The 24819-nt window shown below is 62.2% G+C and carries 21 protein-coding genes; 12 read left to right on the plus strand and 9 right to left on the minus strand.

What is annotated here, in order from left to right:
• Positions 1–545 precede the first annotated feature (545 nt).
• On the plus strand, positions 546–1691 hold the full coding sequence (locus ACQY5P_RS11860) for a slipin family protein (RefSeq protein WP_428407077.1): 1146 nt from the start codon (positions 546–548) through the stop codon (positions 1689–1691).
• A 218-nt stretch (positions 1692–1909) separates the two neighbouring features.
• Positions 1910–2833 (plus strand): hypothetical protein, encoded by a 924-nt coding sequence (locus ACQY5P_RS11865; protein ID WP_428407078.1) that lies wholly within the window; start codon positions 1910–1912, stop codon positions 2831–2833.
• Between the two features lie 60 nt (positions 2834–2893).
• Here the strand turns inward: ACQY5P_RS11865 and yidD are convergent, their stop codons facing one another.
• Positions 2894–3217: a membrane protein insertion efficiency factor YidD gene (gene yidD / locus ACQY5P_RS11870; protein WP_428407079.1), complete on the minus strand. Its 324-nt coding sequence runs from the start codon at positions 3215–3217 to the stop codon at positions 2894–2896.
• 331 nt (positions 3218–3548) lie between these two features.
• Between yidD and trpA the strand changes: the two genes are divergently transcribed.
• The 3 genes from trpA to ACQY5P_RS11885 are packed head-to-tail and all read left to right on the plus strand — an operon-like array spanning position 3549 to position 6748.
• Positions 3549–4373, plus strand: coding sequence for a tryptophan synthase subunit alpha (gene trpA / locus ACQY5P_RS11875; RefSeq protein WP_428407080.1), 825 nt, complete (start codon positions 3549–3551; stop codon positions 4371–4373).
• Positions 4374–4431: 58 nt separating this feature from the next.
• The gene (accD, locus tag ACQY5P_RS11880; RefSeq protein WP_428407081.1) at positions 4432–5406 is read left to right on the plus strand and encodes an acetyl-CoA carboxylase, carboxyltransferase subunit beta; all 975 of its coding nucleotides are present in this window, start codon (positions 4432–4434) and stop codon (positions 5404–5406) included.
• 40 nt (positions 5407–5446) lie between these two features.
• Entirely contained in the window at positions 5447–6748 is a 1302-nt protein-coding gene (locus ACQY5P_RS11885) for a bifunctional folylpolyglutamate synthase/dihydrofolate synthase (RefSeq protein ID WP_428407082.1), read from the plus strand.
• A 53-nt stretch (positions 6749–6801) separates the two neighbouring features.
• On the opposite strand, the gene trxA is transcribed toward ACQY5P_RS11885, so the two are convergent.
• From trxA to tsaE, 6 genes are read right to left on the minus strand one after another with little or no spacing between them, the layout of a single operon-like run.
• Positions 6802–7137: a thioredoxin TrxA gene (trxA, locus tag ACQY5P_RS11890; RefSeq protein WP_428407083.1), complete on the minus strand. Its 336-nt coding sequence runs from the start codon at positions 7135–7137 to the stop codon at positions 6802–6804.
• A gap of 51 nt (positions 7138–7188) precedes the next feature.
• Positions 7189–10653 carry a double-strand break repair helicase AddA gene (addA, locus tag ACQY5P_RS11895; protein WP_428407084.1) on the minus strand — a complete coding sequence of 1155 codons (3465 nt, stop codon included), beginning with the start codon at positions 10651–10653 and terminating at the stop codon, positions 7189–7191.
• The gene (gene addB / locus ACQY5P_RS11900) at positions 10650–13646 is read right to left on the minus strand and encodes a double-strand break repair protein AddB (RefSeq protein WP_428407085.1); all 2997 of its coding nucleotides are present in this window, start codon (positions 13644–13646) and stop codon (positions 10650–10652) included. Before addB ends, addA begins: the two co-directional genes overlap by 4 nt.
• Positions 13646–14380, minus strand: a complete 735-nt coding sequence (locus ACQY5P_RS11905) for a nucleotidyltransferase family protein (RefSeq protein ID WP_428407086.1) — start codon at positions 14378–14380, stop codon at positions 13646–13648. The genes addB and ACQY5P_RS11905 overlap by 1 nt, the downstream gene beginning before the upstream one ends.
• On the minus strand, positions 14380–15444 hold the full coding sequence (locus ACQY5P_RS11910) for an aminoglycoside phosphotransferase family protein (RefSeq protein WP_428407087.1): 1065 nt from the start codon (positions 15442–15444) through the stop codon (positions 14380–14382). Before ACQY5P_RS11910 ends, ACQY5P_RS11905 begins: the two co-directional genes overlap by 1 nt.
• A 35-nt stretch (positions 15445–15479) precedes the next feature.
• A complete protein-coding gene (tsaE, locus tag ACQY5P_RS11915; RefSeq protein ID WP_428410655.1) occupies positions 15480–15932 on the minus strand; it encodes a tRNA (adenosine(37)-N6)-threonylcarbamoyltransferase complex ATPase subunit type 1 TsaE in 453 nt (150 codons plus the stop codon).
• 128 nt (positions 15933–16060) lie between these two features.
• Here tsaE and ACQY5P_RS11920 point away from each other — a divergent pair, with 128 nt between their 5' ends.
• Both ACQY5P_RS11920 and ACQY5P_RS11925 read left to right on the plus strand, forming a co-directional pair.
• Positions 16061–16381, plus strand: a complete 321-nt coding sequence (locus ACQY5P_RS11920; RefSeq protein WP_428407088.1) for a 2Fe-2S iron-sulfur cluster-binding protein — start codon at positions 16061–16063, stop codon at positions 16379–16381.
• A gap of 59 nt (positions 16382–16440) precedes the next feature.
• Entirely contained in the window at positions 16441–16905 is a 465-nt protein-coding gene (locus ACQY5P_RS11925; RefSeq protein ID WP_428407089.1) for an MmcB family DNA repair protein, read from the plus strand.
• 14 nt (positions 16906–16919) lie between these two features.
• On the opposite strand, the gene ACQY5P_RS11930 is transcribed toward ACQY5P_RS11925, so the two are convergent.
• A complete protein-coding gene (locus tag ACQY5P_RS11930; RefSeq protein ID WP_428407090.1) occupies positions 16920–18110 on the minus strand; it encodes a PQQ-dependent sugar dehydrogenase in 1191 nt (396 codons plus the stop codon).
• 125 nt (positions 18111–18235) lie between these two features.
• Between ACQY5P_RS11930 and ACQY5P_RS11935 the strand changes: the two genes are divergently transcribed.
• Entirely contained in the window at positions 18236–18679 is a 444-nt protein-coding gene (locus ACQY5P_RS11935) for a hypothetical protein (protein WP_428407091.1), read from the plus strand.
• A gap of 31 nt (positions 18680–18710) precedes the next feature.
• On the plus strand, positions 18711–20504 hold the full coding sequence (locus ACQY5P_RS11940) for a DUF885 domain-containing protein (protein ID WP_428407092.1): 1794 nt from the start codon (positions 18711–18713) through the stop codon (positions 20502–20504).
• Positions 20505–20523: 19 nt separating this feature from the next.
• Here ACQY5P_RS11940 and ACQY5P_RS11945 read toward each other — a convergent pair whose 3' ends face one another.
• Positions 20524–21714 carry a DUF547 domain-containing protein gene (locus tag ACQY5P_RS11945; RefSeq protein ID WP_428407093.1) on the minus strand — a complete coding sequence of 397 codons (1191 nt, stop codon included), beginning with the start codon at positions 21712–21714 and terminating at the stop codon, positions 20524–20526.
• Between the two features lie 116 nt (positions 21715–21830).
• On the opposite strand from ACQY5P_RS11945, the gene ACQY5P_RS11950 reads away from it, so the two are divergent.
• The 3 genes from ACQY5P_RS11950 (at position 21831) to phoB (ending at position 24794) form a co-directional block, all read left to right on the plus strand.
• Positions 21831–23222 carry an ATP-binding protein gene (locus ACQY5P_RS11950; protein WP_428407094.1) on the plus strand — a complete coding sequence of 464 codons (1392 nt, stop codon included), beginning with the start codon at positions 21831–21833 and terminating at the stop codon, positions 23220–23222.
• A 122-nt stretch (positions 23223–23344) separates the two neighbouring features.
• The gene (gene phoU, locus ACQY5P_RS11955) at positions 23345–24076 is read left to right on the plus strand and encodes a phosphate signaling complex protein PhoU (protein WP_428407095.1); all 732 of its coding nucleotides are present in this window, start codon (positions 23345–23347) and stop codon (positions 24074–24076) included.
• Between the two features lie 28 nt (positions 24077–24104).
• Positions 24105–24794: a phosphate regulon transcriptional regulator PhoB gene (gene phoB, locus ACQY5P_RS11960; protein WP_428407096.1), complete on the plus strand. Its 690-nt coding sequence runs from the start codon at positions 24105–24107 to the stop codon at positions 24792–24794.
• Positions 24795–24819 lie beyond the last annotated feature (25 nt).

The raw sequence follows: 24819 nt of genomic DNA on the forward strand, positions 1-24819 counted from the left end.
CCCGAAGGGGCGCCCAAGCGCGGCGGCGCGAAAGGCGGACCCGGAAGGCGCCTGGAAACAGGCCGCGCGCCGGCGCGGATACCGGCGGAAATCGATGGCGGAACGCGCCGCCTGACAGATCGGGACGCAAGACCCGATGCTGCGGGCGGGGGCAAACGCCGGGAATTTCCGCCTCAAGCGCCGGACCGCCTCGTTTACAGGGAATGAACCCGGCCGGCCTCTTTTTTTAATCAGCACTCGCGAACAAAGACTGCTGAATCTTTCTCCAACTATTTTTGTTTTTTCTCTTTACACAGACGAATGAGGCGGCTACATCGCGCCTCCTTCGTCGGCATGGGGTCGGCGATTTTGCAAACGAGCCCGTTTTGAATACTGGCGACTTACATATGAGTTTGATCGGACGCATGTCCGGCGAACGCTTCCGCCGCTAGGGCTCTCTTTTTCAATGAAATAGGGCCTTTACGGCCCCTGCTTCGCCGACGGGATCGCCCGGTCGATACCCATTTGCGCTATCTTCAACCGGGCCTATCAGAGGAGGCGAAGCGATGTTGAAAACATTCGTAATCGCTGAGAACCAACGCGGCCTCCTCATCAAGGATGGCCGCTTAATCACCGTGCTCGAACCGGGACGGCATGTTTATGTCGATTTTCTCGGCCGACTGAAGCTGGAATGCGTCTTTGCGCAGGGATTGTTCGCATCGCCCTGGGCGGAGATCATGGAAAAGCGCCATCCGGATTTGAGCCAACGCTATCTTGAGACCGTTCGCGTCGGCGAAGGCGAAGTCGCGATTGTCACGATCGACGGCCGCGCGACATATATCGTGCGTCCTGGACAAACGAGCTATGTCTGGAAAGTCCTTCAGGACGTGAAGGTCGTGGGCGTCAACACGGATGAAAATCCGCGTCTGACAAAAGCCGAACTCGTCGCCTACGAAAAAGCCGTGGCGACGAATGAGAAGACGATTGCGCCGATCGCGGTCGTCACTGTCGGCGAAACGGAGACGGGCCTCGTGTTTTTCGACCGCGAGCTTGTCGATGTTCTAAAACCGGGCCGTTACGGATATTGGCAGATTGGCCCGACCGTGACGACCAAGACGCTCGACATGCGTCCGCTGCCGCTCGAAGTCACGGCGCAGGAGATCCTGACGAAAGACCGGGTTTCGCTGCGCGTCACGCTGACCTCGTTCGTGCAGGTGACGAGCGCCGAGAAAGCCGCACTCGCAACGCCTGACTACAAGAACCATGTCTACCGGCTGGTTCAATTCGCGGTGCGTGAAGCAGTCGGCGGACGCACGCTTGACGAAGTGCTCAACGACCGCGAGACGGTCGACGCGCAAATCGTCAATCATGTCCGCCGCGAACTCGGCGACATCGGCGTCGCGGTGACCGAGCTTGGCGTCAAAGACGTCATCCTTCCGGGCGATATGCGCGAGCTTATCAACCGGGTCGTCGAAGCGGAAAAAACCGCACAGGCGAACCTCATCCGCCGCCGTGAAGAAACCGCCGCCACGCGGTCGCTACTCAACACGGCGCGGCTGATGGAAGACAATCCGACGCTTCTGCGTTTGAAAGAACTGGAAGCCTTGGAACGCGTCACCGAACGCATCGGCCGCATCGACGTCCATGCGAGTTCGGGCGAAGGCCTGAACGTCCTTGTGGACCGGCTTGTGAGCCTCAAACCCCGCGACTGATAAGCGGGGATGCGACACCTTCAGACAGGACGGCGTTCATACGCCGTCCTGTTTTTATGTTGCGCACAATGTGACGCACATCACAGGGCGCCGGGAAATCTCCCCTTCCCGGCCCCATTTGCGTCATGGTTGAATGGGATCGTCGAACTTGCCCGCGACAGGTCAGAGGAGACCCATTTGGAGATAATGGCGTCGCGGAGATCAACAGGGGGAGAACCATGATTAAGCACGCTCTTGCTGCGGGCGCCGCAGCTTTTTTCACCATTACATCGGCCTATGCCGGCCAGCCGCTGAACCAGTGGCTCGGCAATTACGTCAAAAACACCGACGGGTTGCACAGCCTGTCGATTACGAACAGCGGCGGAAATTTGGAGATTTCCGTCAAGGGCGAATGCACGCCGAACCCTTGCGACTGGGGCTCGGCGGCGGCGACCGCCTATTCCAATTCCGCAAGCACGGATCCGGCGTCGAACACGGATTCGATTATCGCGACCTATAATCAGGGCTTCGCGACGAAGACCGTTCTTCTCGACAATCGAGCGGGCGACACGTTGCGCGCACATATCTATACGCGTTTCACCGACAATAGCGGGCGCGACGATTACGTCACGCATGTGTCGATGAAAAAGGCGCCGCTGACATTGACGCCGGTTCCAGGCGTGATTGTCGCAACGCCGCTCAAGAACTTCAAAGAGGACTGCGTTTCGCTCAACCCGAATACGGTTTCGGTTGAGAACAAGAACGGCAGCTGGAAGGTTGTCGATGGGTCCCATTGGATCCTCGATGCAGGCTCGAACAAATCCGAAATGGATCGCGCCAAAGAGATCATCCAGCATTACGGCTTCACCCAGTCCTGCTTTGTCGGCCGTCCCGATCCATCGCTCAACTACTGGCTGAGCAATGGCGCGGCGCCGTCGGGCGGGCTTTCCGGAGAGGATTGCGTCAATATCAATCCGAACAATCTTTCCATCAGGAGCTCCGGAAGCAACTTCACCATCGTCTCTAACGGCAATCACATGGCTTTCACCGCGCCCTCTCAGGCCGAAGCGCAGGAAGTCATCAACGTCATCAAATTTTACGGCTTCACGAAATCCTGCTTCGTTGGACGGCCCGGCCCCTCTATGCGTTACTTGCGCAAGTAAGCAGCGCTAAGAACTGGCCGTTCACTGCAAGACGGAGCGACAAAAGATTGTCGCTCCGTTTTATTTTTCGCCGTTTCGTTCCGTCCAACTCCAGTCGCCGAGCTTCCAGAATTTCCACCCGACGCGCGGCGCATCGTCGGGCACAGGATCGAAACCGTGCGAGCCGAACGGATGACAGCGCGTCACCCGCGAAAAGGTCAGCCAGAAGGCGCGGGCGAATTTGTGTTTGCGGAAAGCGTCCGTTCCATATTGCGAACAGGTCGGCTGATGCCGGCAGCGCACGCCGATGAGATAGAGCGCCGGCGAGAGCGTGCGCCGATACAGCCAGATAAGGCCAAGGGCCGCCTTTCCCGCCGCGCCGGGCCGTTTCCGGGTGCTTTTCACCCCCGGATTTCCTTGCCCGCAGCCCGATGTGGCGCCATTTGATATTTTCTGCTCGACGGCCATGCGGCTCCTTTCACATCGCAGCCTGCGAAGACGAAAACCGCTCCGCTCAACCGCGTAAACCAACGAAGCGCATCATAAGCCCGTCTGCGAGGTGGTGGATAACTATTCACCGAACCTCAAAAAAGCGGCCTTTTTCATCACATAGGATGTGTTTCGCCCCGGCGCTCATCCCATGGATGCGCCGGCGGCGCGGCCGCAAAATCCTTGCAATCCGCTCCAAGGGCGCTAGGCAGGCGGCTTCGCATTCAAGCCACCGGCGGCCCCATCCATGTCCCGCATCAAAGCCCGCTTCGACACGCTCAAGGCCGAAAACCGCGCCGCCTTCATCCCCTTCATCATGGCGGGCGATCCGGACGGGGGCTTGTCCCTGGATCTCCTCAAAAAACTGCCCGGCGCAGGGGCGGACCTGATCGAACTGGGGGTCGCCTTCACCGATCCCATGGCGGACGGGCCGTCAATCGCCGCAGCCGGCCTCCGCGCGCTCAAATCCGGGCAAACCTTGCGCAAAACCCTGGACATGGTTCGCTCCTTTCGGGCCGGAGACGATGAGACCCCGATCATCCTGATGGGCTATTACAACCCGTTTTATGCCTACGGGCCGGAGAAATTCGTCGCTGACGCGAAGCAGGCCGGGGTCGACGGCCTGATCATCGTCGACCTGCCGCCCGAGGAAGACGCCGAACTGTGCCTGCCGGCCCGGGCTGCGGGCCTCGATTTCATCCGCCTCGCCACCCCGACTACAGACGACGCACGCCTGCCCACAGTCGTCCGCAACACCTCTGGCTTCGTCTATTACGTCTCGGTCGCCGGGATCACCGGCAAAGGCGCCGGGGAGACGGAGGCCGTCAAAACCGCTCTCGACCGCCTCAGGGAGGCGTCGGGCTTGCCTGCGGCCGTCGGTTTCGGCATCAAAACGAGCGAAAAAGCACGGGAGTTTGCGGCTTTCGCGGATGCGGTGGTTGTTGGCTCCGCCCTGGTGGACGAATTGGCTAAAGCTCTTGAAGCAACCCCCGGGGATGCCGATAATGGCGTTAACGCAGTTTTGAGGCTGGCGCAGGATATTTCGGGGGCGATCCGCGCCGCGCGCTCTTGAGCGCTTGAGGCCCCAATACATGCAACTGTAACAAGGCAATTAGAAAGCGCTGTCGGATATGAGCTGGCTCTCCAACATCCCTCCGGGCATCAAAAACATCTTCAAACCCAAGGACGACAATTCCGACGCCTTGTGGACCAAATGCCCGGGCTGCGGCGAGATGATCTTCCAGCGCGACCTCGACGCCGCTCACCAGGTCTGCCCGTCCTGCGATCATCATCTGGCGATCGGACCGGCCGACCGTCTGGCGCTCTTATTCGACAATGGCGTTTATGAAGAGGTCGATCTGCCGGAACCGGTGACCGACCCCTTAAAATTCCGCGACGAAAAGAAATACACCGACCGGCTGAAAGAAAACCGCCGCAAGACCGGACAGCAGGACGCCATGCGCGCCGCATCCGGCATGATCGATGGCGTCGCCGCCGTCGCCCTTGTGCAGAATTTCAAGTTCATGGGCGGCTCCATGGGCATGGCGCTCGGCGAAGCGATGCTGAAAGCCGCGGAAGCCGCCGTCGCACGCCGTGCGCCGCTGATCGTCTTCGCCGCGTCTGGCGGCGCGCGCATGCAGGAAGGCATCCTCTCCCTGATGCAGATGCCGCGCACCACCATCGCCGTGCAGATGGTGAAGGAGGCCGGCCTTCCCTATATCGTTGTACTCACCAATCCGACGACCGGCGGCGTCACCGCTTCCTACGCCATGCTCGGCGACGTCAATCTCGCCGAACCCGGCGCGCTTATCGGCTTCGCCGGCCCGCGCGTCATTGAACAGACGATCCGCGAAAAACTGCCCGAAGGTTTCCAGCGCGCTGAATTCCTTCTTGAAAAAGGCATGGTGGACATGGTCGTCCGCCGCGCCGAGATGAAAACGACGCTGTCGAAGCTCATTCGGGTCCTGATGAAGGAGCGCCGCCAGAACGTCGTGACGTCTGTCACGGGCGCCAAACCCGCATCGCCCGCCAATATCGCCAAACTTGAAAAACCGAAGAAGCCGGCGGTCAAAGAAACGCCGAAGCTCGACAAGGCGGCGGAATAGGCCCCATACTGATTATTCCGATGAGCGGAAGGACCTTCGCTTGAGCGATGTCGAAACCGTGCTCGCGCAGATTGCGAACCGGCGCCCCGTCATTATCGATCTGTCGTTGGACCGCATCAAGGCGGCCCTTTCCCGGCTGGGCGATCCGCAGACCAAACTGCCGCCGTTTTTTCATGTCGCCGGCACCAACGGCAAAGGATCGACCGTCGCCTTCCTACGCGCAGTCTTGGAAGCCGCGGGCCATTCCGTCCATGTCTATACGTCGCCGCATCTCGTGCGCTTTAACGAGCGCATCGTCGTCGCCGGAAACGAGATTTCCGACGCGCGGCTGATCGACGCCCTGCAGCGCGTCGACAACGCCATGGGCGACGACATGCTCACCTATTTCGAAACGACGACCTGCGCGGCCTTTCTCGCCTTCGCCGAAACGCCTGCCGATTACGCCGTCATCGAAGTCGGTCTCGGCGGCCGCCTTGACGCCACCAATGTCATGGGCGATCCGCTCGCCGCCGTCGTCACGCCCGTCGACCTCGATCATCAGGCGTTTCTCGGCGACACGCTGGGCGAGATCGCTGGCGAAAAAGCCGGGATTTTCCGTCGCGGCGCGCCGGCCGTCATCTCCCGCCAGACGCCGGACGCCATGGCCGTATTGCAGGATCGCGCAAGCCGTGTCGGCGCAGAGATTCACGCCTTCGGCGAGCAGTGGAATGTGTATTCAGAGCACGGCAGACTGATCTATCAGGACGAGGACGGACTCTGCGACTTGGATCCGCCGCGGCTGCCGGGCGCGCATCAGATCGAAAACGCCGGAACCGCCGTCGCCGCGTTGCGCGCCGCTAAGCTGAACCTGGATGATGCGACGATCTCGAAAGGCCTCGCCAACGCCCGCTGGCCTGCGCGCATGCAGCGCCTGACGAAAGGTCCGCTGATCGATCTCGCTCAAAAACTTCTTGGGGAAGAGCCGGAAGTCTGGCTCGATGGCGGGCATAATCCTCATGCGGGCCGCGCCATCGCTGCGCTGATGGCCGATATGGAAGCGCGCTCCTCAAAACCGCTGGTGATGATCTCCGGCATGCAGGCGAACAAGGACGCCGCCGGCTATTTCGCGCCTTTCGCAGGGGTCGCCCGCGAAATTTTCTGCGTCGCCGCCGATCATGACGGTGTTTTGGCGCCGGAAGCCGTGGCGAAGGCCGCGCAGGCTGGCGGACTTATAGCTACGCCTTGCGCCTCTATCGAAGAAGCCCTGAAAAAGGCGTGTGCGGATAAAGAAAACGAGCCGCCGAGATTGCTCATCAGCGGCTCGCTCTATCTTGCCGGCGAAATCCTCGCCGATAACTCTTAGTTTCTCTGCGCGTTTTTTAACGGAAAACCGGGGACCACTTTTCCGAAAACGCGCTAAGCTGCAGCTTCTTTCAAAACCTGCTCGACCCATGCCGCAAGCTGGCTTTTCGGCGCAGCGCCGACCCGCGTCGCCACATGTTCGCCGCCGGAGAAAATCATAAGGGTCGGAATGCCGCGCACGCCATATTTGCCCGGCGTTTCCGGATTCTCGTCGATGTTCACCTTGGCGACCGTGAGCTTGCCTTCGAACTCCTTGGCGATCTCGTCGAGCGCCGGAGCAATCTGTTTGCAGGGGCCGCACCATTCCGCCCAGAAATCGATGAGAACAGTATCGCCGCTCTCAAGCACATCGGCGTTGAAGCTGGCGTCGGTGACGGTTTTGGCGGCCATGAATAACTCCTTCAATTCGAAGCCCTGAAGATAGCGCGCGCCGGGCCCGTTTCAACCCGCCTTTTGGAGGCGCGCGAAGGCGTGATCGAGCATTTCGGAAGGAACCCCCATCAGCCGCGCATCATAGGTCCACAACAACGCACAGGCGATCTCACGACCCGGATAGATTTCCTGCAAAAGCGCGCGATAGGCGGCGAGCTGCGCCACATAGGCGCCGTCGGCGTCCTCCACCCTTATCGGCGGCGGGCGATTGGTCTTATAGTCGACCACGAGAACGCGTTTTTCCGTCACCGCCAGCCGGTCGATCTGTCCGTTGAGACGCGCGGTTTCGGGCAAGCCTTTCGGGCGCCCGACAATCGGCGTTTCGGCCATGGAGCCCGGCGCGAATACCTCAGCGAATTGCGGATCGCGCAGCACATGCAGGACTTCATCGCGCCAAAGCGCCCGCTCGCTCTCCGCAACTTCCGGCGCCAGCCGCGCCAGCAACCGGTCGGCGGCGGCTTCACGTTTATCGGATGCTACATCTGGCAACAGCTCCAAGAGCCGGTGCAATGTCCGTCCACGGAAATATTTGTCCCCGCCCGCGACCGGCGAATAGGCCGGCCCGCCCGCTTCGGCCCGCCATCCGCCGTCATCTTCGCCTGCGAGCTTCGACGGCGTCAGGCGCAGTGGCGGCGGTTCTTCCGCCGCCGCTTCTTTCAACCAGGACGGCGCTTCAATCTTTGGCGTCTGCTTATCGGCTTTGTCTTTTGTTGCAGACTTCGTCTGCGGGCAGGAAATCCGCAGCAACGGCGCCTCGCCGCCGTCCCAGAAAGGCGCATCCCCGGTTTCAACCCGCTCCAAGAGGCGCGCGAACCCGTCATGAGCGAGCGCATGCCACGACTTGACGCCGACAGCCTTGTCTTGCGGGTTCTTGCTTGTTCCCTGTTCGACGCCGCAAATATAAAGCCGGTCGCGGGCGCGCGTCGCAGCAACGTAAAAGAGCCGCCGGTACTCCTGATAAGCGAGCTCGGTTTTCTCAACCCGCGCCGCTTCGCTCAAGGCCACATCGCCGGCTTTCGACCATGAGACGAGCGGCGCGGCGCCCGAACGTTCCAGCACGGGTCCGATATTGCGCATATTGGCCTCGCGATGGGCGTCGAGGAGAAACACAACATCCGCTTCGAGCCCCTTGGCGCCATGCACCGTCATGACGCGGACGGAATCATTTTCCCGCTCCATCTCGCGCTTGATGTCGCCGCTGGCGTTCTCAAACCAGGCGACGAATTCGCGAAGGCTTCGCGGATTGCCGTTCTCGAAATCGAGCGCCTGACGCAGGAGCTCATCTATGGCGTCGGAGGACGCTTCGCCGAGACGTTCGAAGAAACGCTGGCGCCCGGATGGCGAGCCCGTTTCCAGGACATGAGAGAAAAACGCGTATGGCCCCTGCGCCCGCGCGATGCGCCGCGCCCCGGCGATCTCTTCCGCGGCGCACTTCCATTTTTCATTTTCGCCTGCGTGATCGCACAGCGACCGCCACAACGTCACGCCTTCGCGGCCATAAGCCAACGGAAAGAGATCCGCATCGTCGTCGAAACCGAAGAACGGGCTTTTCAGAAGTTCCGCGAGCGACAGATCATCCCCTTCGGTCAGCGCAAACCGCGCATAGGAGAGCATGTCCTCCACCGCCGGATCGTCGGCGAGTTTCAACCGGTCGGGCCCCGCCACAGGCACGCCTGCCGCCGACAGCCGCTGGATCACTTCACGAAACAGGGACCCGCGGCTCTGCACGAGGATCATGATGTCGCCGGGACGGATGGCGCGCCCGCGCGACGCAAGCTCCTCCTTTGACTCGAGCCATCCCTTAATGGTCGATGCAACGCGCTCGCAGAGGACACGCACCGGATGGCCCGCCTCCGGCGCATCCACCGGCGCATCCCAGGGATTAATCTCCGTCGTCTCGGGCCGCGGCGTCAGCGGCCACAGCTCCACGAGCCCCGCCTCGCCTTCGCGGCAGACGCCGTGCTGCAGCGCCTTTTCCTCGCCCAGCCCTTCGCGCGCGGCATCCTCCACAAAGACGGCGTCCACAAAAGACAGCACAGGCTCCGTCGTGCGGAAAGAAAGCGTGAGCGGGATGTTTTCATATTGCGCGACAGCGGCGAGACGCTTGCCGAGATCGTGTTCCTTTTCCTTGAACAGGCGAGCATCGGCGCCCTGAAAGGAATAGATCGACTGTTTCATGTCGCCGACCGCGAAGAAACTGCGCGAGACTTCGCGGGCGCCCAGCCCGCCGAAGAAATCCGCGAAGAGATTTTCAACCACCGCCCACTGGCCAGGCGATGTGTCCTGCGCCTCGTCGATCAGCACATGATCGATGCCATAGTCGAGCTTGTACATGATCCACGCCGCTTCGTGGCGATGGAACAGGGCTTGCGCGCGGTCGATGAGATCGTCGAAATCGAGCATGGCGCGCGACGCCTTCGCCTCGGCGTAACGCTGCCCCAGCGCCGAGGTCAGCCGCCAGAAAGCGAGCGTGTCGCCGTAAAGCGCATGGGCCCGGATTTCCTGAAGCTCAGTGAAAACGAGCTCTTTCAGCGTGTTCACATAAGGCCCGACCCATGGATCATGCTTGTCGGTCGCTTTGGTCGCGATCTGGTTTACGGTTTTCGACTGGTCGGCGACGAGACAGGTTTTCAAAAGTGCGTCCCAGCGCTCCTCATCGGCGCCGGCAGAGAAAAACGCGGAAAGGCGCTTCGCCGCCGCCTGAGGCTTTGCGCCCTCGGCGGCAAGCCCGTCATGCGCGCGGCGCAGTTCTTCAACGGAAATCTCGTTCAGAAAATCTTTGATGATGGTTTCTGGCGTTTCGTCCGGATTGATGGCGAGCGATTGCGCCAGCTCCGCCATTGATGTGTCGAGATCGCCCGGCCGACCTTTCGCCGCAGCAGCGATGAGCAATTGCCGCAGGTCGCTTTCGGTGCGTTTCAGCGACAGACGGGCGAAGGCGGAAGACAAGGCCAAGTCCTCGCGCGCATCAGCCGCAAGCGCATCCAGCGCCGCATTCATCAGCGCTGCGGCCTGCGCATCTTCCGCTACCGTAAAGCCCGGCGGCACGCCCGCCTCGATGGGGAAGCGGCGCAACACGCTTTCGCAGAAAGAATGGATGGTCTGGATTTTGAGCCCGCCCGGCGTTTCCAGCGCGCGCGCAAAGAGCCGCCGGGCGTGGGCGAGATAGTCCGCCGATTTCGGTCCCGCGAATGGTCCCTCTAATTCTGCGAGGTCCTCCAGGAGTTTCTCGTCGCTCGCCAGCGCCCATTCGCCGAGCACGGAAAAGAGCCGCTCCGCCATTTCCGCCGCCGCCGCTTTCGTAAAGGTGATGCAGAGAATCTTCTGCGGCGGCGCGCCCGCGAGGAGCAGCCGCGCCACCCGGTTCGTAAGAACGCGCGTCTTGCCGGAGCCCGCATTGGCCATGACGAACACCGAGCGCGTGGGTTCCGCGGCGGCGCGCTGGTTGTTGGTGGTTTCCTCAAGCGGCGTCACTCGTCGCCCCCCGATCCCTCTCCTTGCGCATTGCGCTCAGCCCGGCGCGCAAGGTGATCGTAATCGCCATAATCGTTCATGAATTGCGGGCGCGGCTGCGACGGATAAGCCTGCGACGCATCGGCGAAATGCGAGAGGATTTTCAGCAATCCTTTTTTCGCGTCGTCGATATGTTTTCTGGCGTCGTCGCCCTCGGCGCCGGCGAATTTTTCACTGGCCCCGCGCGAGATGACGCGCACATATTCGAAGCCGGCCACAGGCGTTTCGCCGAATTCGGAAAATCCGCCCGCTTCGACGATGAGCCCCGTCAGCGGCAATTGCGGACTGAACGTCTTGATCTGTTCGAGGCTCGGCGGCGCGCCGGTTTTGTAATCGATAATGAAAGCGGCGCCGCTCTCAAGCCTGTCGATGCGGTCGGCGCGGGCGGTCAGCGTGAAATCGCGCCCGTCAATCGCAAACGATGTCTGGCCTTCGCCTTCGATGACAGCGGGCGCGCCCGATTTGCGCCGGCCTGCGTCCCATTCGCTCAGATAGCGAAACGCCTCCTCGGCCCGCGCGCGCCAGAACCCTTCATGGGCGGGCCCCAGCCCATGTTCCGCGGCGTGGGTTTCATAAAGCGCAGCGAGGCGCGCGATGCGTTCTTCGTCCGACGCCGCAAGCGGTTCGGCGACATAGTCTTCAAGCACCTTGTGAAAGAGAATGCCGAGATAGCGCTGGTCGAAACCCTCGCCCAAAGGATCGAGCTTCTTCAGCCTCAAGATCTTCGACGCGTAAATCGCGTAAGGATCGCGCAACAGCGTGCCGATCTGCGTGACGGAAAGCGCATCGGGGCGCGCCTCGACTGGCGGCTTCGGCTGCGGCGCGGCGGCGGCCTTCACGGCGCGGGGCGCGTCGAGCATCGCGGCAATGGCGGCCATGGCGTCGCTTTGCTCCACAAGCTCCAACACCTCCGCGCCTTTCAGAATGTTCTTGAGGCGAACGATCCAGCGCGACGGCTTGGTTGGCTTTCCCGCGGCGCGCGCCGAACGGGTGAGCACGACTTCCGGCGCCGCGGCGAGCTGTGCAAAGTCGTGGGCGGCGAGGCCGATGCGCCGTTCCGGCGACGGCAGCCCGAGCTTGTCGCGCATGGGCCGCGACAGGAACGGATCGATGGCGGCGTCGCGCGGCCAGACGCCCTCATTGAGCCCTCCCATGATGACGAGGTCCGCCGATTGCAGGCGCGCTTCGAGCGGGCCGAGAATGGAAAGCCGCGGATGGGCGGGCGCGCGGCGGCGCACCGCCCCGCCAGCGATGAGGCGCGCGAAGATGTCGGCATATTCCCCCGCCTCGTCATGCACGATGAGCGCGAGGCCGGGGCGCAGCTTGTTCAGAAGATCGGCGCCGGTTTCCCCGTCCTCGCCGCGCCAGAGCCGGTCGGCGCCGGATTCTCCATCCCCAGCCGCGAGCATTTCCGCCGCGGCGAGATGCGCCTCGAACCGCTCCGCAAACGGAGCATCAGCGCCCGGCCAGACCGCGCAGGCGTTTTCCAGCGCCGCCAGCAGATTTTCAACATCACCCGTCAGCGCCTGCGCCTTTTCGAGCTTGCGCCGGACGCCTTCGAGACCCGCTTGAGGCCGCAATCCGCGCAAGCCTTTATCCATGCGCCGCACGGCTTTCGCGCAAGCCGCGCCGTCAAGCCCGCCCTGGAACAGCGCATGATCCATCATCGCCACCAGGCGCACGGGATCGGACGGATCGCAGAGCCAGCGCGCCACGAGCCGCAGATAAATGCCGCAGGGCGTGTTGGCGAAGGGCGCGCCGGCGGAATCGTCGACCACGACGCCCCAACGGCGCATTTTCATGGAGACGCGCCGGGCGAGATCGCGATCCGGCGTCACCAGCATGGCTGTGCGTCCCGGCGTTTCCACCGCCTCGCGGAATTTCAGCGCGATCGCCGCCGCTTCGCGCTCTTCGTCTCTCGCTTCGATGAACGCAAGCCCATCAAGGGCGGCCGCGGTCTCGTCTCGCGCGCTTCTCGCCGCTTCGGCCCATTGCCGCCAGTCGTCAGACGCATCGGCAGGACGCAGCGCCACCGTGATCAGCGCGCCGCGTCGGTTCTCGACGCCCTCGCCAACCGGCCACGGCTTCACAGTCTCGCGCCCGATGTCGAGCGACTTGAGCAAGGCTTTGAGGCCGCTCTGGGGATGCGGCTCATCGACCGCTTCCCAGACATGGGGCGGCGCGGCGAGATCGAGCCCCGGCAGAACGACGCAGCCATAAGGAAACCCGGCCACAAGTTTCATCATCCGCGCGACGGCGGGCGTCGAACCGGTGGTGCCGGCGATAATCACCGGTTTCTTTGGCGGCGATGCGGCCCAGCGTTTGGTCTGCAGGTCGATCAAGGCAATGCGCCGCGCCGCCGGGTCCATCAGCTTTTGCGCCTCAAGATGCGCGGGCCAGCTTTCGGTGACGATTTTCAGAAATTCAAGCGAATGGGCCCAATGGGCGGCGAGCTCTTCCGGCACGATCTTTTCAAGGCGCGCCGCCGGAATTTCTTCCGTATAGAGAGAATCGAGCAAGCGCCCGAGTTCATCCGCCGCGGAAATGGCGCCCGCCCATCTACGTTGGCCGTCGAACCATGTCTTGTCTTTTTCCGCAATCCACCGCGCTAATACGAGACGCCGTTCGGCCGAGGGCGCGGCCGCATCGAGCGCCAGTTCGTCTTCGAGCGCGCCGCCCGGCTCCGGCTCGTCGAGCGCGAATTCGTCCTCATCGATATCGCCAAGCGCTTTGATATGCGGCGTCAGGGTCGCCGCGCCCGGCGCAGTTTCCAGAAACGCCTCGGCGAGCGCCCGCGCCGCGCGCCGCGTCGGCAGGTAAATCGTTGCGTCAGGAAGATCGAAGCCGCTTTCACGGATCGAAACGGCGAGCCCTTCGGCGAGATCGCGCAGAAACGGCCGGCCGGCCGCAATGGAGTAGTAGCGCGGGCCCGGCGATGCCAGCACGCCCGCCATCAGCGCCGCCCGGCCCGGTTCGCTTTAGAAAGGATCGCCTCGGCGTCTTTAAGGCCTTGCGGATCGCCCACATGCAGCCAGTCGCCGCCATAGACGGCGCCGTAGAGACGGCCCCCCGCCGCCGCAATGTCCCAGAGTTTCCGCGTCGAAAACGGTCCTTCGGGCCCTTCGTCCACCAGCGCGGGGCTGATGATCTGGAGCCCCGTGAAAACGTAAGGCGCCGTTTCGCCGGACCTCAGCGCAATCCGTCCGTCTGCGGAGCGGTCGAAATCGCCGCGCCCGTCATAGCCGCTGGCGCGCCCTATGGGCGCGAGCAGCAGCAGCGCGTCCATGGTCTTGCCGTTCCAGGCCTCGGACAAGAGCGCGCAGGCTTCTTCCGCGCCGCCGTCGATCATGATCGCGTCCGTGTTGGTGCAGAAGACCGGGTCGTCGCCCAGCGAGCCCCGCGCTTTTTTGAGACCGCCGCCGGTTTCAAGCAGCAAATCGCGCTCATCGGAAATGACGACTTCCGGCGCAATGCGCGCTTTCACATGCGCCTCCACCTGATCGGCGAGGTAATGCACATTGACGACGGCGCGTTTGACGCCCGCCTCGGCGAAACGGTCGAGCGCATAATCCATCAGCGCTTTGCCCGAGACCTCGATCAGCGGTTTCGGCCTGTCGTCCGTGAGCGGCCGCATACGCGTGCCGAGCCCGGCGGCGAGCACCATCGCCGTATGCGGCATGGTTCCCATCACACAAGCTCCGGCAGGTGTTTCGCAAAGAACGCGCGCAGAGGCGCGGCTTCAGGGCGCGCCAGATCGCGGCGGAAATGCGCTTCGACCCGCGGCAGCAGATCGAGATAGCGCGGCTTGTTATCGCGCTTCGCCAGCCGCGCGAAAATGCCGAGAATTTTTGCGTTCCTCTGCGTCGCGAGGATCGCATAATCGCGGAAGAAGCCTTGCTGATCGAATTGCGGGCTGCCGAAGCTTGCATAATAGGCGATCATTTTCTCCGCGAGTTGCGGAGCCACATCGCGCCGCGCGTCCTCTAACAGCGACACGAGATCGTAAGCGGCATGACCGTAGAGCGCGTCCTGAAAATCGATCACGCCGACTCGCGCCGCGTCTTTCCTGTCCGGAAGCCACAACAGGTTTTCGGCGTGATAATCGCGCAGCACATAAACATGCGGCGCAGAGAGATTTTTGAAAATATCGCGCCAGAGCGACAGATACTCCGTCATCAGATCATCGGATGCGGGCGCGCCCTTCTTCAGCGGCCAATACCATTCCATCAGCAGCGCCGCCTCGGCCTCAAGCGCGAGCGGGTCATAGTCGAGCATCGCATAGGCGTCGCTTCTGGGCGGTTCGGCGCCGCTTTCATGCAGGCGCGCCAGCGCGTCGATGGCGGCGCGGTAAAGCATTTCCTCATCGATCTTGCCGGCGACCCGCGCAAAGAGATCGTCGCCGAGATCTTCGAGCAGGGCGAACCCGGCGGCGGGGTCGGCGGCGTAAATCTCCGGCGCGGAAAGCCCTGAGCCCCGCAACGCGTTCGACAGCGTGGTGAAGGCGTTTAGATTGGGACCTGCCAACCGCGCCATGGCGTTATAGCCGAGCGCCCTGCGCACGCCTTCGTCCGCGTCCGGCGGGCAGGCGGCGGTTTCGGCGCCCGGCGGCGCGATCATCAGAACCGCCGGCCGGCCGTTCAGATGAAGGCGCTGATAACTGCGCGTCGAGGCGTCGCCCGCCAGCGGCGCCGCGGCGGCTTCGCCCCAGCCCGATGCTTTCAAAAAATTCTGCCGCGCTTCGTCCCTCGTCACTCTTTCTCACTCACAATAATTTCCGCGATTCCAGTTTAGGCGATTCCCGCCGCGGCGAGCCGCGCTTTCCAGCGCTCATCGCCATCGAGATGCGCGCGCCTTCCGGCGCCCGCCGTTTCAAGCCGCACGGTCAACGCGCCGTCCGGCAGCAGGCCCTCGATCCGCTCCGGCCATTCGATCAGCAAGGCGCCCTCGTCAAGCGCCTCTTCAAGGCCCAGCTCCCATATCTCGGCGGGGTTTTCGAGCCGGTAAAGGTCGAAATGCCATAAAGGAAAATCCGGCCCGTCATAAGTCTCGACGAGGGTGAAAGTGGGGCTCGGCGCGTCCTTGACGCCCGTCAGCGCGGCAATCAGCGCCCGCGCCAGGGTCGATTTTCCGGCGCCGAGATCCCCTTCCAGCCGGACGATGTCGCCCTGCCGCAGAACGGGCGCCAGCGCCGCGCCGAGCGCGCGCGTCGCCGCTTCGTCCGCGAGAGCCGCCATCTTCAAAAGCACCGCGCCGCTCCTTGAGGGGCCTTGCGCAGAACGCAATCGCCCGAAAAAAGGCTTGCTCTCCTGCGCCGATCCCTTACATCCACGGCTTTGTCGTTTTCCACATCAGCCGCACCTCGAGTCTCATGCCAAAAATCACCTACATCGAAAACAACGGAACCGAACATGTCGTCGACGCCGAAAAAGGCGTGTCGGTGATGGAGGCGGCTGTCAAGAACATGGTGCCCGGCATCGACGCCGATTGCGGCGGGGCCTGCGCCTGCGCCACCTGTCACGTCTATGTGGACGAGGCCTGGGTCGAAAAAACCGGCAAGCCGGAGTCGATGGAGGAATCCATGCTCGACTTCGCCTATGAGCCGAAGCCGAATTCGCGCCTCTCCTGCCAGATCACGGTGACCGACGCGCTGGACGGCCTGGTGGTGCGCCTGCCGGAATTTCAGGGCTAGTTTTCCCGTTAACCCATTTGCCGTTGACTCCCGCCGTTTCGGCGCGCTTCAATGAACAAATGCAGAACGTCGTTTCTTTTTCAGACCCCGCCGCCGATCCCTGCCGTCCCGACCGCACAATTGCGCTGACACGGGGCGTCACGCGGCTGTTCCTGGATCTGGGGTTGGCGCCCTTATGCGAATTCCGCCTCGCCAATGGACGGCGCGCGGATGTGGCGGGCGTCGACCGCAAGGGCCGCTTCGTCATCGCCGAGGTGAAGTCCTGCCGCGCCGATTTCGAGGTGGACCAGAAATGGCCGGACTATCTCGATTTCTGCGATCAGTTTTATTTCGCCGTGGATCCGGATTTTCCGCGCGAGCTTTTGCCCGGCACGGAGGGTCTCATCATCGCCGACGATTACGGCGCAGCGATCGCGCGAGCGGCCGAGGATAGGCCGCTCAATGCCGCGCGACGCAAGGCGGTCATGTTGCGCTTCGCGCGGCAGGCGGCGGCGAAAAGCTTCGCCGCGCCCATCGATCCGTAAACGGATTTTAAGCGTTACTGCGGCGTGAGGCGCAGAATCTTGCCTGTCCCGGCCTCATTGCGGCCCCCTTCTGTCGCCACATAGATGGCGCCGTCCGGACCGACACGCACGTCGCGTACGCGCTCGCCGCGATCGAGGAGATACCGCTCCTCGCCCACAGGCTCGTTGCCTTCCATAATGATATGATGCAGCGCCGCGCCGGAGAGCCCCCCGGCCAGCAGATCGCCGTCCCAGCCCTCGAAAAGATCGCCGCGATAGACCGCAAGGCCTGACACGCCAATCGACGGCGTCCAGTATTTCACCGGCTGGGTCGTGCCCTCATATTCCGTAAACGGAGAAATCTTTGCGCCGTTATAGTCGATGCCGTAAGTGGCGAGCGGCCAGCCGTAATTATTGCCGCGTTCGATGATGTTGATCTCATCGCCGCCCCTAGGCCCGTGCTCGTTCTCCCACAAAATATCGCGCTCGGCGTCATAGGCGAGGCCTTGCGGGTTGCGATGCCCCTTGGTGAAAAGCTCCGGCCGTTCTCCATCGCCGAAAGTCGGATTGTCATCCGGGATTGACCCGTCTTCATTGAGCCGGATGACCGACCCGAAGCTCGACGTCATGTCCTGCGCCTTCTCTTTGTATTTCGAACCTTCGCCGATGGTCATATAGAGCTTGCCGTCGCCGCCCCAGACCATGCGCGCGCCATAATGGTGGCCTGTGTCTTTCAGGGGCTTGGCGTCATAGAGCACTTCGAGACCGGAGAGCGACGAGCCGTCAAACACCGCGCGGGCGAGACGCGTCGCGTTCGCTTTTTCCGTGCCATGCGCGTAGCTGATGTAAAGCACGCCGTTTTCTTCGAAATCCGGATGCAGAAGAATGTCGAAAAGGCCGCCCTGATTGTAGGCCAGCACTTCCGGCACGCCCGCGACCGGCTCCGGAACGAGTTCGCCGTCGCGAATGACGCGCATGCGCCCTGCCCGCTCCGTAAAGAGTATGTCGCCATTGGGCAGGAAGGCGATGGACCAGGGCACGTCGAGGCCGTCCGCCAGCACTTCCACATTGAGCGCAACCTCCCCCTCGGGCGCGGGATCGGCGAGCGTTTCCTGAAGGCTCGCATCGCCGCCCCCTTTGGGCGACGAGGCCTCGCCGCCGCCGGAACACGCAGCCATCATCGCCGCGCAGCAGGTCATCATCAGAAATCGGGTCGTCATCGCCATGGCCGGGCCCTTTCAATTGGGATAGAAACTGATGACTCATGGGTAGGCGGCGCGGGCAAGCGCCGTCAATATAAACCGCGCAGGAATCGCCGCCCGCATGTTGCGTCGCGGCAGGGAGGGGCCAGATGAACGCCGGAGCTTTCGTGAAAACGCTTGTCGCTTATGTGCTTTCCGTCGCCGCGACTTATGTCCTGTCGGTCGGTTTTTACACCCAGCAGGTGATTGCGAAAATGGCTGCGGTCGGCGCTGAATATACGGCGCAGCAACAGATCGACACATTTCTCAAGAATCTCACGGGGCTGTGGATTTTGGGCGCGATGACCGCTATCGCGCTCCTGATCGGTTTTGTAGCGGCGTTTCTTGTCAAACACTTCCTGAAACCGCTCGCCCCTATCGCCTATCCCGCCGCCGGCGCCGCGGCGATGCTGGTCATGCTGGTGCTGATCGAACAGCAGCTTGGCGGCGGCGCGGGGATCGTCGGCGGCGCGCGCGATGCGACGGGACTTGCCTTGCAGGCGCTGGCGGGCCTAATCGGCGGCGCCGTCTTCGCATTCATGCGCCCGCGCTAATGTCTTCACCTTGCCTCAAAGGATCCGCTTCATGAACCTGGCCTTTTTCCGCGCTATTTTCGTTGCCTTTTGCGTTTCTATTGGTTCCGCCGCTCTTGCGCAGGAAACAACGGAACAGCAAACCGCCCCGGCTCCTGAACCAGAGCCGGACACGCTCGAAGACATCATGGAAGATCACTGGGCGTGGGTGATGGAGGAGAACCCCGTCTTCGCCAGCAGTCTCGGGGTTCGCGATTATGACGACGAACTAAGCGACCCGTCCCTCAAGGCCGAAGCGGCGCGGGAAGCGAAAACCGCCGAGTTCGCCGAACGTCTAAAAGCGCTCGATGAAACACAGCTCTCCGAAGAAGAGCGCGTCAATTACAAGCTCTTGCTCCTGAGCCTGGAAAACGATCTCGCCGAAGCGAAATTCGGCGGCAAATATTTCCTCATGAGCAACCGCTTCGGGCCGCACAGCGTCGTCACCGGCCTGCCGGATCAACTGCCGTTTTTCACGCTCGCCGATTACGAAAGCTATGTGGCGCGCCTCGAAGCAGTTCCGGCATTCCTCGAAGCGGCGACGGAGACCTTGCGCGCCGGGGCCGAAGCGGGATGGACGCGCCCTTGCGAAGCCATGGAAGGCGTCGAGGAATCGATCCGTTATCATGTGGTTGAAGACGCCAATGACAGCGTCCTCATGAAACCTTTCGAAAAACCGCTGGCGACGATCTCCACCCGCAACTGGCGCCAGCTTCAGGCCGACGCCGCCGACGCCATCGACGACAAGGTGGTTCCGGCGCTCGCCGCCTTTGCGGATTTCTACGCAACGGAATACGCCCCGGCGTGCAAGGCGGAAATCGGTGCGAGCGCGCTCCCCGAGGGCGCGGCTTACTACGCCCATCGCGCGCAAGTTTATACGACTACGGACAGAACGCCGGACCAGATTCACAAGCTCGGCCTTTCCGAAGTCAAACGCATTCGCGCCGAAATGGACAAGGTGATCGAATCCACCGGCTTTGAAGGCGACTTCAAGGCGTTCCAGGATTTTCTGCGCACCGATCCGCAATTCTACGCGAAAACGCCGGAAGAGCTGATGGCGGCGAACGCGCTCGTCGCCAAGAAAGCCGACGGCGCGCTGACGCAACTCTTCACGCGCTTGCCGCGCATGCCCTACACGGTGAAGCCGATCCCCGAAGATATCGCGGAAGGGACGACCACCGCCTACTACGAGCCGCCGGCGGGCGACGGCAGCCGCCCCGGCGTTTATCGCGTCAACACGTCAAAGCTCGACACGCGCCCGCTTTATGAAATCGAGGCGCTGACGCTGCACGAAGCAGTGCCCGGCCATCATTTCCAGATCGCCCTGGCGCAGGAAACCGAAATTCCCAATTTCCGCAAATACAGCTTCGTGACCGCCTTTGTGGAGGGTTGGGGACTTTACGCCGAAAGCCTCGGCCGCGATGCAGGCTTTTACGAAGATCCCTATTCCGACTTCGGTCGCCTCTCTTACGAGATGTGGCGCGCCTGCCGCCTTGTCGTCGATACCGGCATTCATGCGAAGGGCTGGACCAAGCAGCAGGCGATCGACTACATGGCTGAAAACACGGTGCTGTCGCTGCACAATATCGAAGCGGAAGTGAACCGCTACATCACCAATCCGGGCCAGGCGCTCGCCTATAAAATGGGCGAGTTGAAAATGCAGGAACTCCGGAAACGCGCGTCCGACGCGCTGGGCCGAGAATTCGATTTGCGCAAGTTCAACGACGCCCTTCTCGCCAACGGCGCCGTGCCCTTGTCCGTGCTTGAAGAGAATATCGACGCCTGGATCGCAGAGCAGCAGAACTAGAAACGGCGGGAGGCGCGTTTTATTGCGCGTCTCCGTCTTCTTCGTCGGGTTCTACGGTCAGGGTTTGCGTCTCGGGCGCGTCAGGATCGTCGGTCACCACGTCGAGAATATAGACAGACCCCCGCCGGCGGCTGAGCCTGGCTTCCGATTTGCGCGCCAGCTCCGCCGCTTCATAAGAAAGCCCGCCGCGCATGCCTTCGCTTGAAAGGTTTGACCAGCGCGAGCCGAGATCGCTGCCGGCCGCCACCGCCGCCGGATTGTCGCTTGACGGCGAGCGGATCGTCTCACCGCTTTCAACGTCGGCGGTATTATAGGCGAAGCGGCTGGCGCGCGGGTTGGCCGGTTTCTCCGCAAGAATTTCAGCCGTTGTCCAGTCTGCATAGCGGCTTAAATGCGCGTAGAGACTGGCCGGCCAGTCTGTAAAAAAATACGGGCGGGCATCGACGTAAATCTGCGAGACGCGCATCCTGCCGCCAATGCGGTCAACGCCGCGCAAGGAGTTTACAAATTCCCGCGCATTGAGCTGAAGCTGCGAACGGACGGCGTCTCCTTCAAACGCCGTCGGCATGATGCTTGGTCCGCCAATGGCCCCGTCCCAGAAGCCGTAGAGGACATCGGCGCTGCGCCAGTAGCGGTAAACAATGTTATGCCGGATGTCGTTGAGGCTGAGCCTCACCCCGTGCACTTCAACAAGCTTCGCATCGAAAAGCCGGGCGTCCTGATCGCGAATGCGTATGCGGCTCGGCTTCGCCACGGGATGCACTTTTGCGATCTCGTGAATAACCACCGCATTATAGAGATTGAGCCAGAAAGCCAGCTGTTCGTCCCGGCTGAACGCGTCGTACTCCACGCGGTTCATGGTGTCCTGAAGGCCCTGCCGGTAGAGCCCCAGATAGGTTTCGATATCATTGTTGAACGTATGGAACATGATGCGGTTGCCCTCGAACCGGTAGCGCGAGGTGCTGGTCGTCGTCAGACGGGTGCCGTTGATGCGAAACTGGTTGCCGGATCGGCGGGCCGGCGTCCGGTCCGACCGGCCGGTCACATAAACGGCGCGCTTTAAGAAGTCCGTCCACGGCGTGTGGTCGATGGTGTATTGCGGTTCGCTGGCGTAGGGCGCAAACACCGCAAAAGGGTCTTCCTCAGCGCGCGCGGGAAGCGAGCCGAGCGCGCAGACTGCAAGCAAAAGCGGCAAAATGCGGATCAGCATGATTTCACCCGTTTATTCTCGTCGGAAAAGCCTGTAACAGCCTGGCGCAAATAGCAAACCCGCCGCGCCGAAAGCCTCAAAATAGCAATTTTTTCATCCCCGTATATGATGTGACGATGCAGGACGATCTCGCCAGCATGATCCGCAACACCGCCGCGCGCGTGCGCGCGCGCGATTTTGCGTGGACGGCTGGGATCAGCGGCGGCGTTTCCGCAGCGTTGTTGATTTCAGGCCTCGCCGACTGGCGGATCGCGCTCCTCACTTGGGGAGCGTTCCTGGCGGCGCTCGCCGTTCGTTACCGGTTTTCGTCAGGCCGCGTCTGGGCCGCGCCGGTGCAGCGCATCGTCGATACGGAAATGGAGGCGCAACAGGCCGAACTTGCGCGCCTCAGAACCGTGCAAGGCGTGGCGCGCGCCCTGCCCGAACCGATTTTCGTTCTCGACGCGCAAGGCATTGTCGAACACGCCAATCCCGCCGCGCTTGAACTTGTGGGCATGAAGGAGGCGGCGGGAAAACACTTCGCCTCGGTCTTGCGCGCGCCGGAAGTTTTCGAAACCGCCGAAGCCGTGCTTGCGGCCAACGAATCCCAGAGCGTCGAATTTACGACGCTGGGCGGCGTCGAACGCACCTGCCGGGCCTATATCACGCCCATCGACACCGGCGCCCCGGAAACCCAAACCCAGCCCCGCGCGCTCGTCTTTATCCGCGACCTCACCAGCGAACGCCGCGTCGAACAGATGCGCGCCGACTTCATCGCCAGCGCCAGCCATGAACTGAGAACGCCGCTCGCTTCCGTGCTTGGCTTTATCGAAACCCTGCGCGGCCACGCCAAGGACGATCCGGAAGCGCAGGAAAAATTTCTTTCCACCATGCAGTCACAGGCCGAGCGGATGCAGCGGCTCGTGGCCGATCTGATGTCGCTGTCGCGCATCGAACTCAACGAACATGTGCCGCCGCGCCAGCGCGTCGACCTTGCCGAAATCGCCAATGACGTCATCGACAGCCTTGCGCCGCTGCTCGAATCCGGCGGCGCTATTGTCGACTTCGTCAAGGACGACGATCAGCCTACGAACATTCGCGCCGATCGCGACGAGATTTTTCAGGCGATCCAAAATCTCATCGACAATGCGGTGAAATATGGCGGCGATCCCGCCATGGTGAAGCTTAAAGTGGGGCGCGGCGCGGCGCCGACGCCTTTCATCGAAGGCCCGCCGGCTCATCGCGCCGGCGACAGCGCAGAACAGGTCGCCGCAAGGCTCGGCGTCGGCGTCGACGACCTCGTCTATGTGCAGGTGCGCGATTTCGGCCCCGGCATTGAGCGGGCCGACCTGCCGCGCCTGACCGAGCGCTTCTACCGGGTCAATGTGGAGCGCAGCCGCAAAAGCGGCGGGACAGGCCTCGGCCTCGCCATCGTCAAACACATCATGAACCGCCACAAAGGCGGCTTTCAGATTGAAAGCCGGCTTGCCGGCGGCGCCGCTTTCACCTGTTATTTCCAGCAGGCCTGACCGGCGCGCATTTATTTCTCACCATATGGCGCAAAATTTGCGCCTAATTTTTGCTTCTGACAAGAATTCGTCATAAAGAATGGGCAAGTAAGCCCTCCTTTGTAGCTCTTAGAAAATTCGCTATGGCCGCCCTCGCCCCGCAATCCTCGTATCAGGCCCGTCTCGACCTTGAGACGAGCCTGTCGCGCATGGCGGCGCAGGTGGAAAGCCAACTTGCGGCCGCGATCACCGCTTTCGAGCGCCGCGACGTCGAAGGGGCGCAAAAGGTCATCAGCGGCGATGAGCGCATTGACGCCATGGATCACGCCATCGAGGGAAAGGTCATGGACCTCCTCCTGAAAGGCCCCTTGCCGGAAGAGGCGCTGCGCGAAGTGATGACGATCTCCAAACTCGCCGGCGAACTGGAGCGTGTGGGCGATCTCGCCAAGAACGTCGCCAAACGCACCCTCGTCGTTAGCCTCGAGGCGCCGGCCCGGCCGACGTCAGGCGTGGCGCGCATGGGCCGCGCAAGCCTTCGTCAGCTTTCTGACATTCTGACCGCCTATGCGAGCCGCAATCTCACGGCGGCAAAAGCCGTCTGGGGCGGCGATGACGAACTCGACGAGCTCTATAATTCGGTTTTCGAGGAAATCCTCGTGGCCATGATGCGCGACCCCGCCAAGGTTAACGCATGCACCCATCTCGTCTTCACGGCCAAGAATTTCGAGCGCGTCGGCGACCACGCCACCAACATCGCCGAGGCCCTGCATTTCCTCCTGACCGGCTCGCGCATCATGGAGCGCCGGCCAAAAGGCGACAACACCTCGACAATCGTGGTTTCCCCCCCTAAGCAGTCCGGAACCGCCGCCAGCTAAAACGGGCCAAGCTAACGGATGTCGCCCCATGCCTGAGACCAAGGTTCTCATCGTCGAGGATGAAGACGCGCTGTCGACTATTCTCGAATACAATCTCGCCAAGGAAAAATTCGAAGTCGCCGTCGCCGCCGATGGCGAGGAAGGGCTGTTGAAGGTCGAAGAGTTTGCGCCGGACATCGTCATCCTCGACTGGATGCTGCCGAAAGTCTCCGGAATTGAAGTCTGCCGGCGCATCCGCTCGAAACCGGAAACCCGCAATATTCCGATCATCATGCTGACCGCGCGCTCGGAAGAGGCGGACCGCATTCGCGGCCTTGAAACCGGCGCCGACGATTATCTGACCAAGCCCTTCTCCACGGCCGAATTGATCGCGCGGGTCAAAGCCATTCTCCGCCGCATCCGGCCGGGTCTCGCCGATGACATTGTCGAGGTCGGCGATATCTCCATGGACCGCGTCTCCCACAAGGTGATGCGCGACGGCAAAGAGATCCATCTCGGCCCCACGGAGTTCCGCCTGCTCGACCATCTGATGCAGCACCCGGGTCGCGTCTTCTCGCGTGAGCAATTGCTGAATGCGGTCTGGGGTTCCGACGTCTTCGTCGAAGTCAGGACTGTCGACGTGCATATCGGCCGCCTTAGAAAAGCGCTCAACAAGCACAAGCAGGGCGAGGCGATCCGCACCGTGCGCTCTGCGGGCTACGCGCTAGACGTGAGATAAACCCGCTAAGAAAACCGGCAAGAAA

Origin of the sequence: Hyphococcus sp., from assembly GCF_965267305.1 — a bacterium.
GTDB lineage: Bacteria > Pseudomonadota > Alphaproteobacteria > Caulobacterales > Parvularculaceae > Hyphococcus.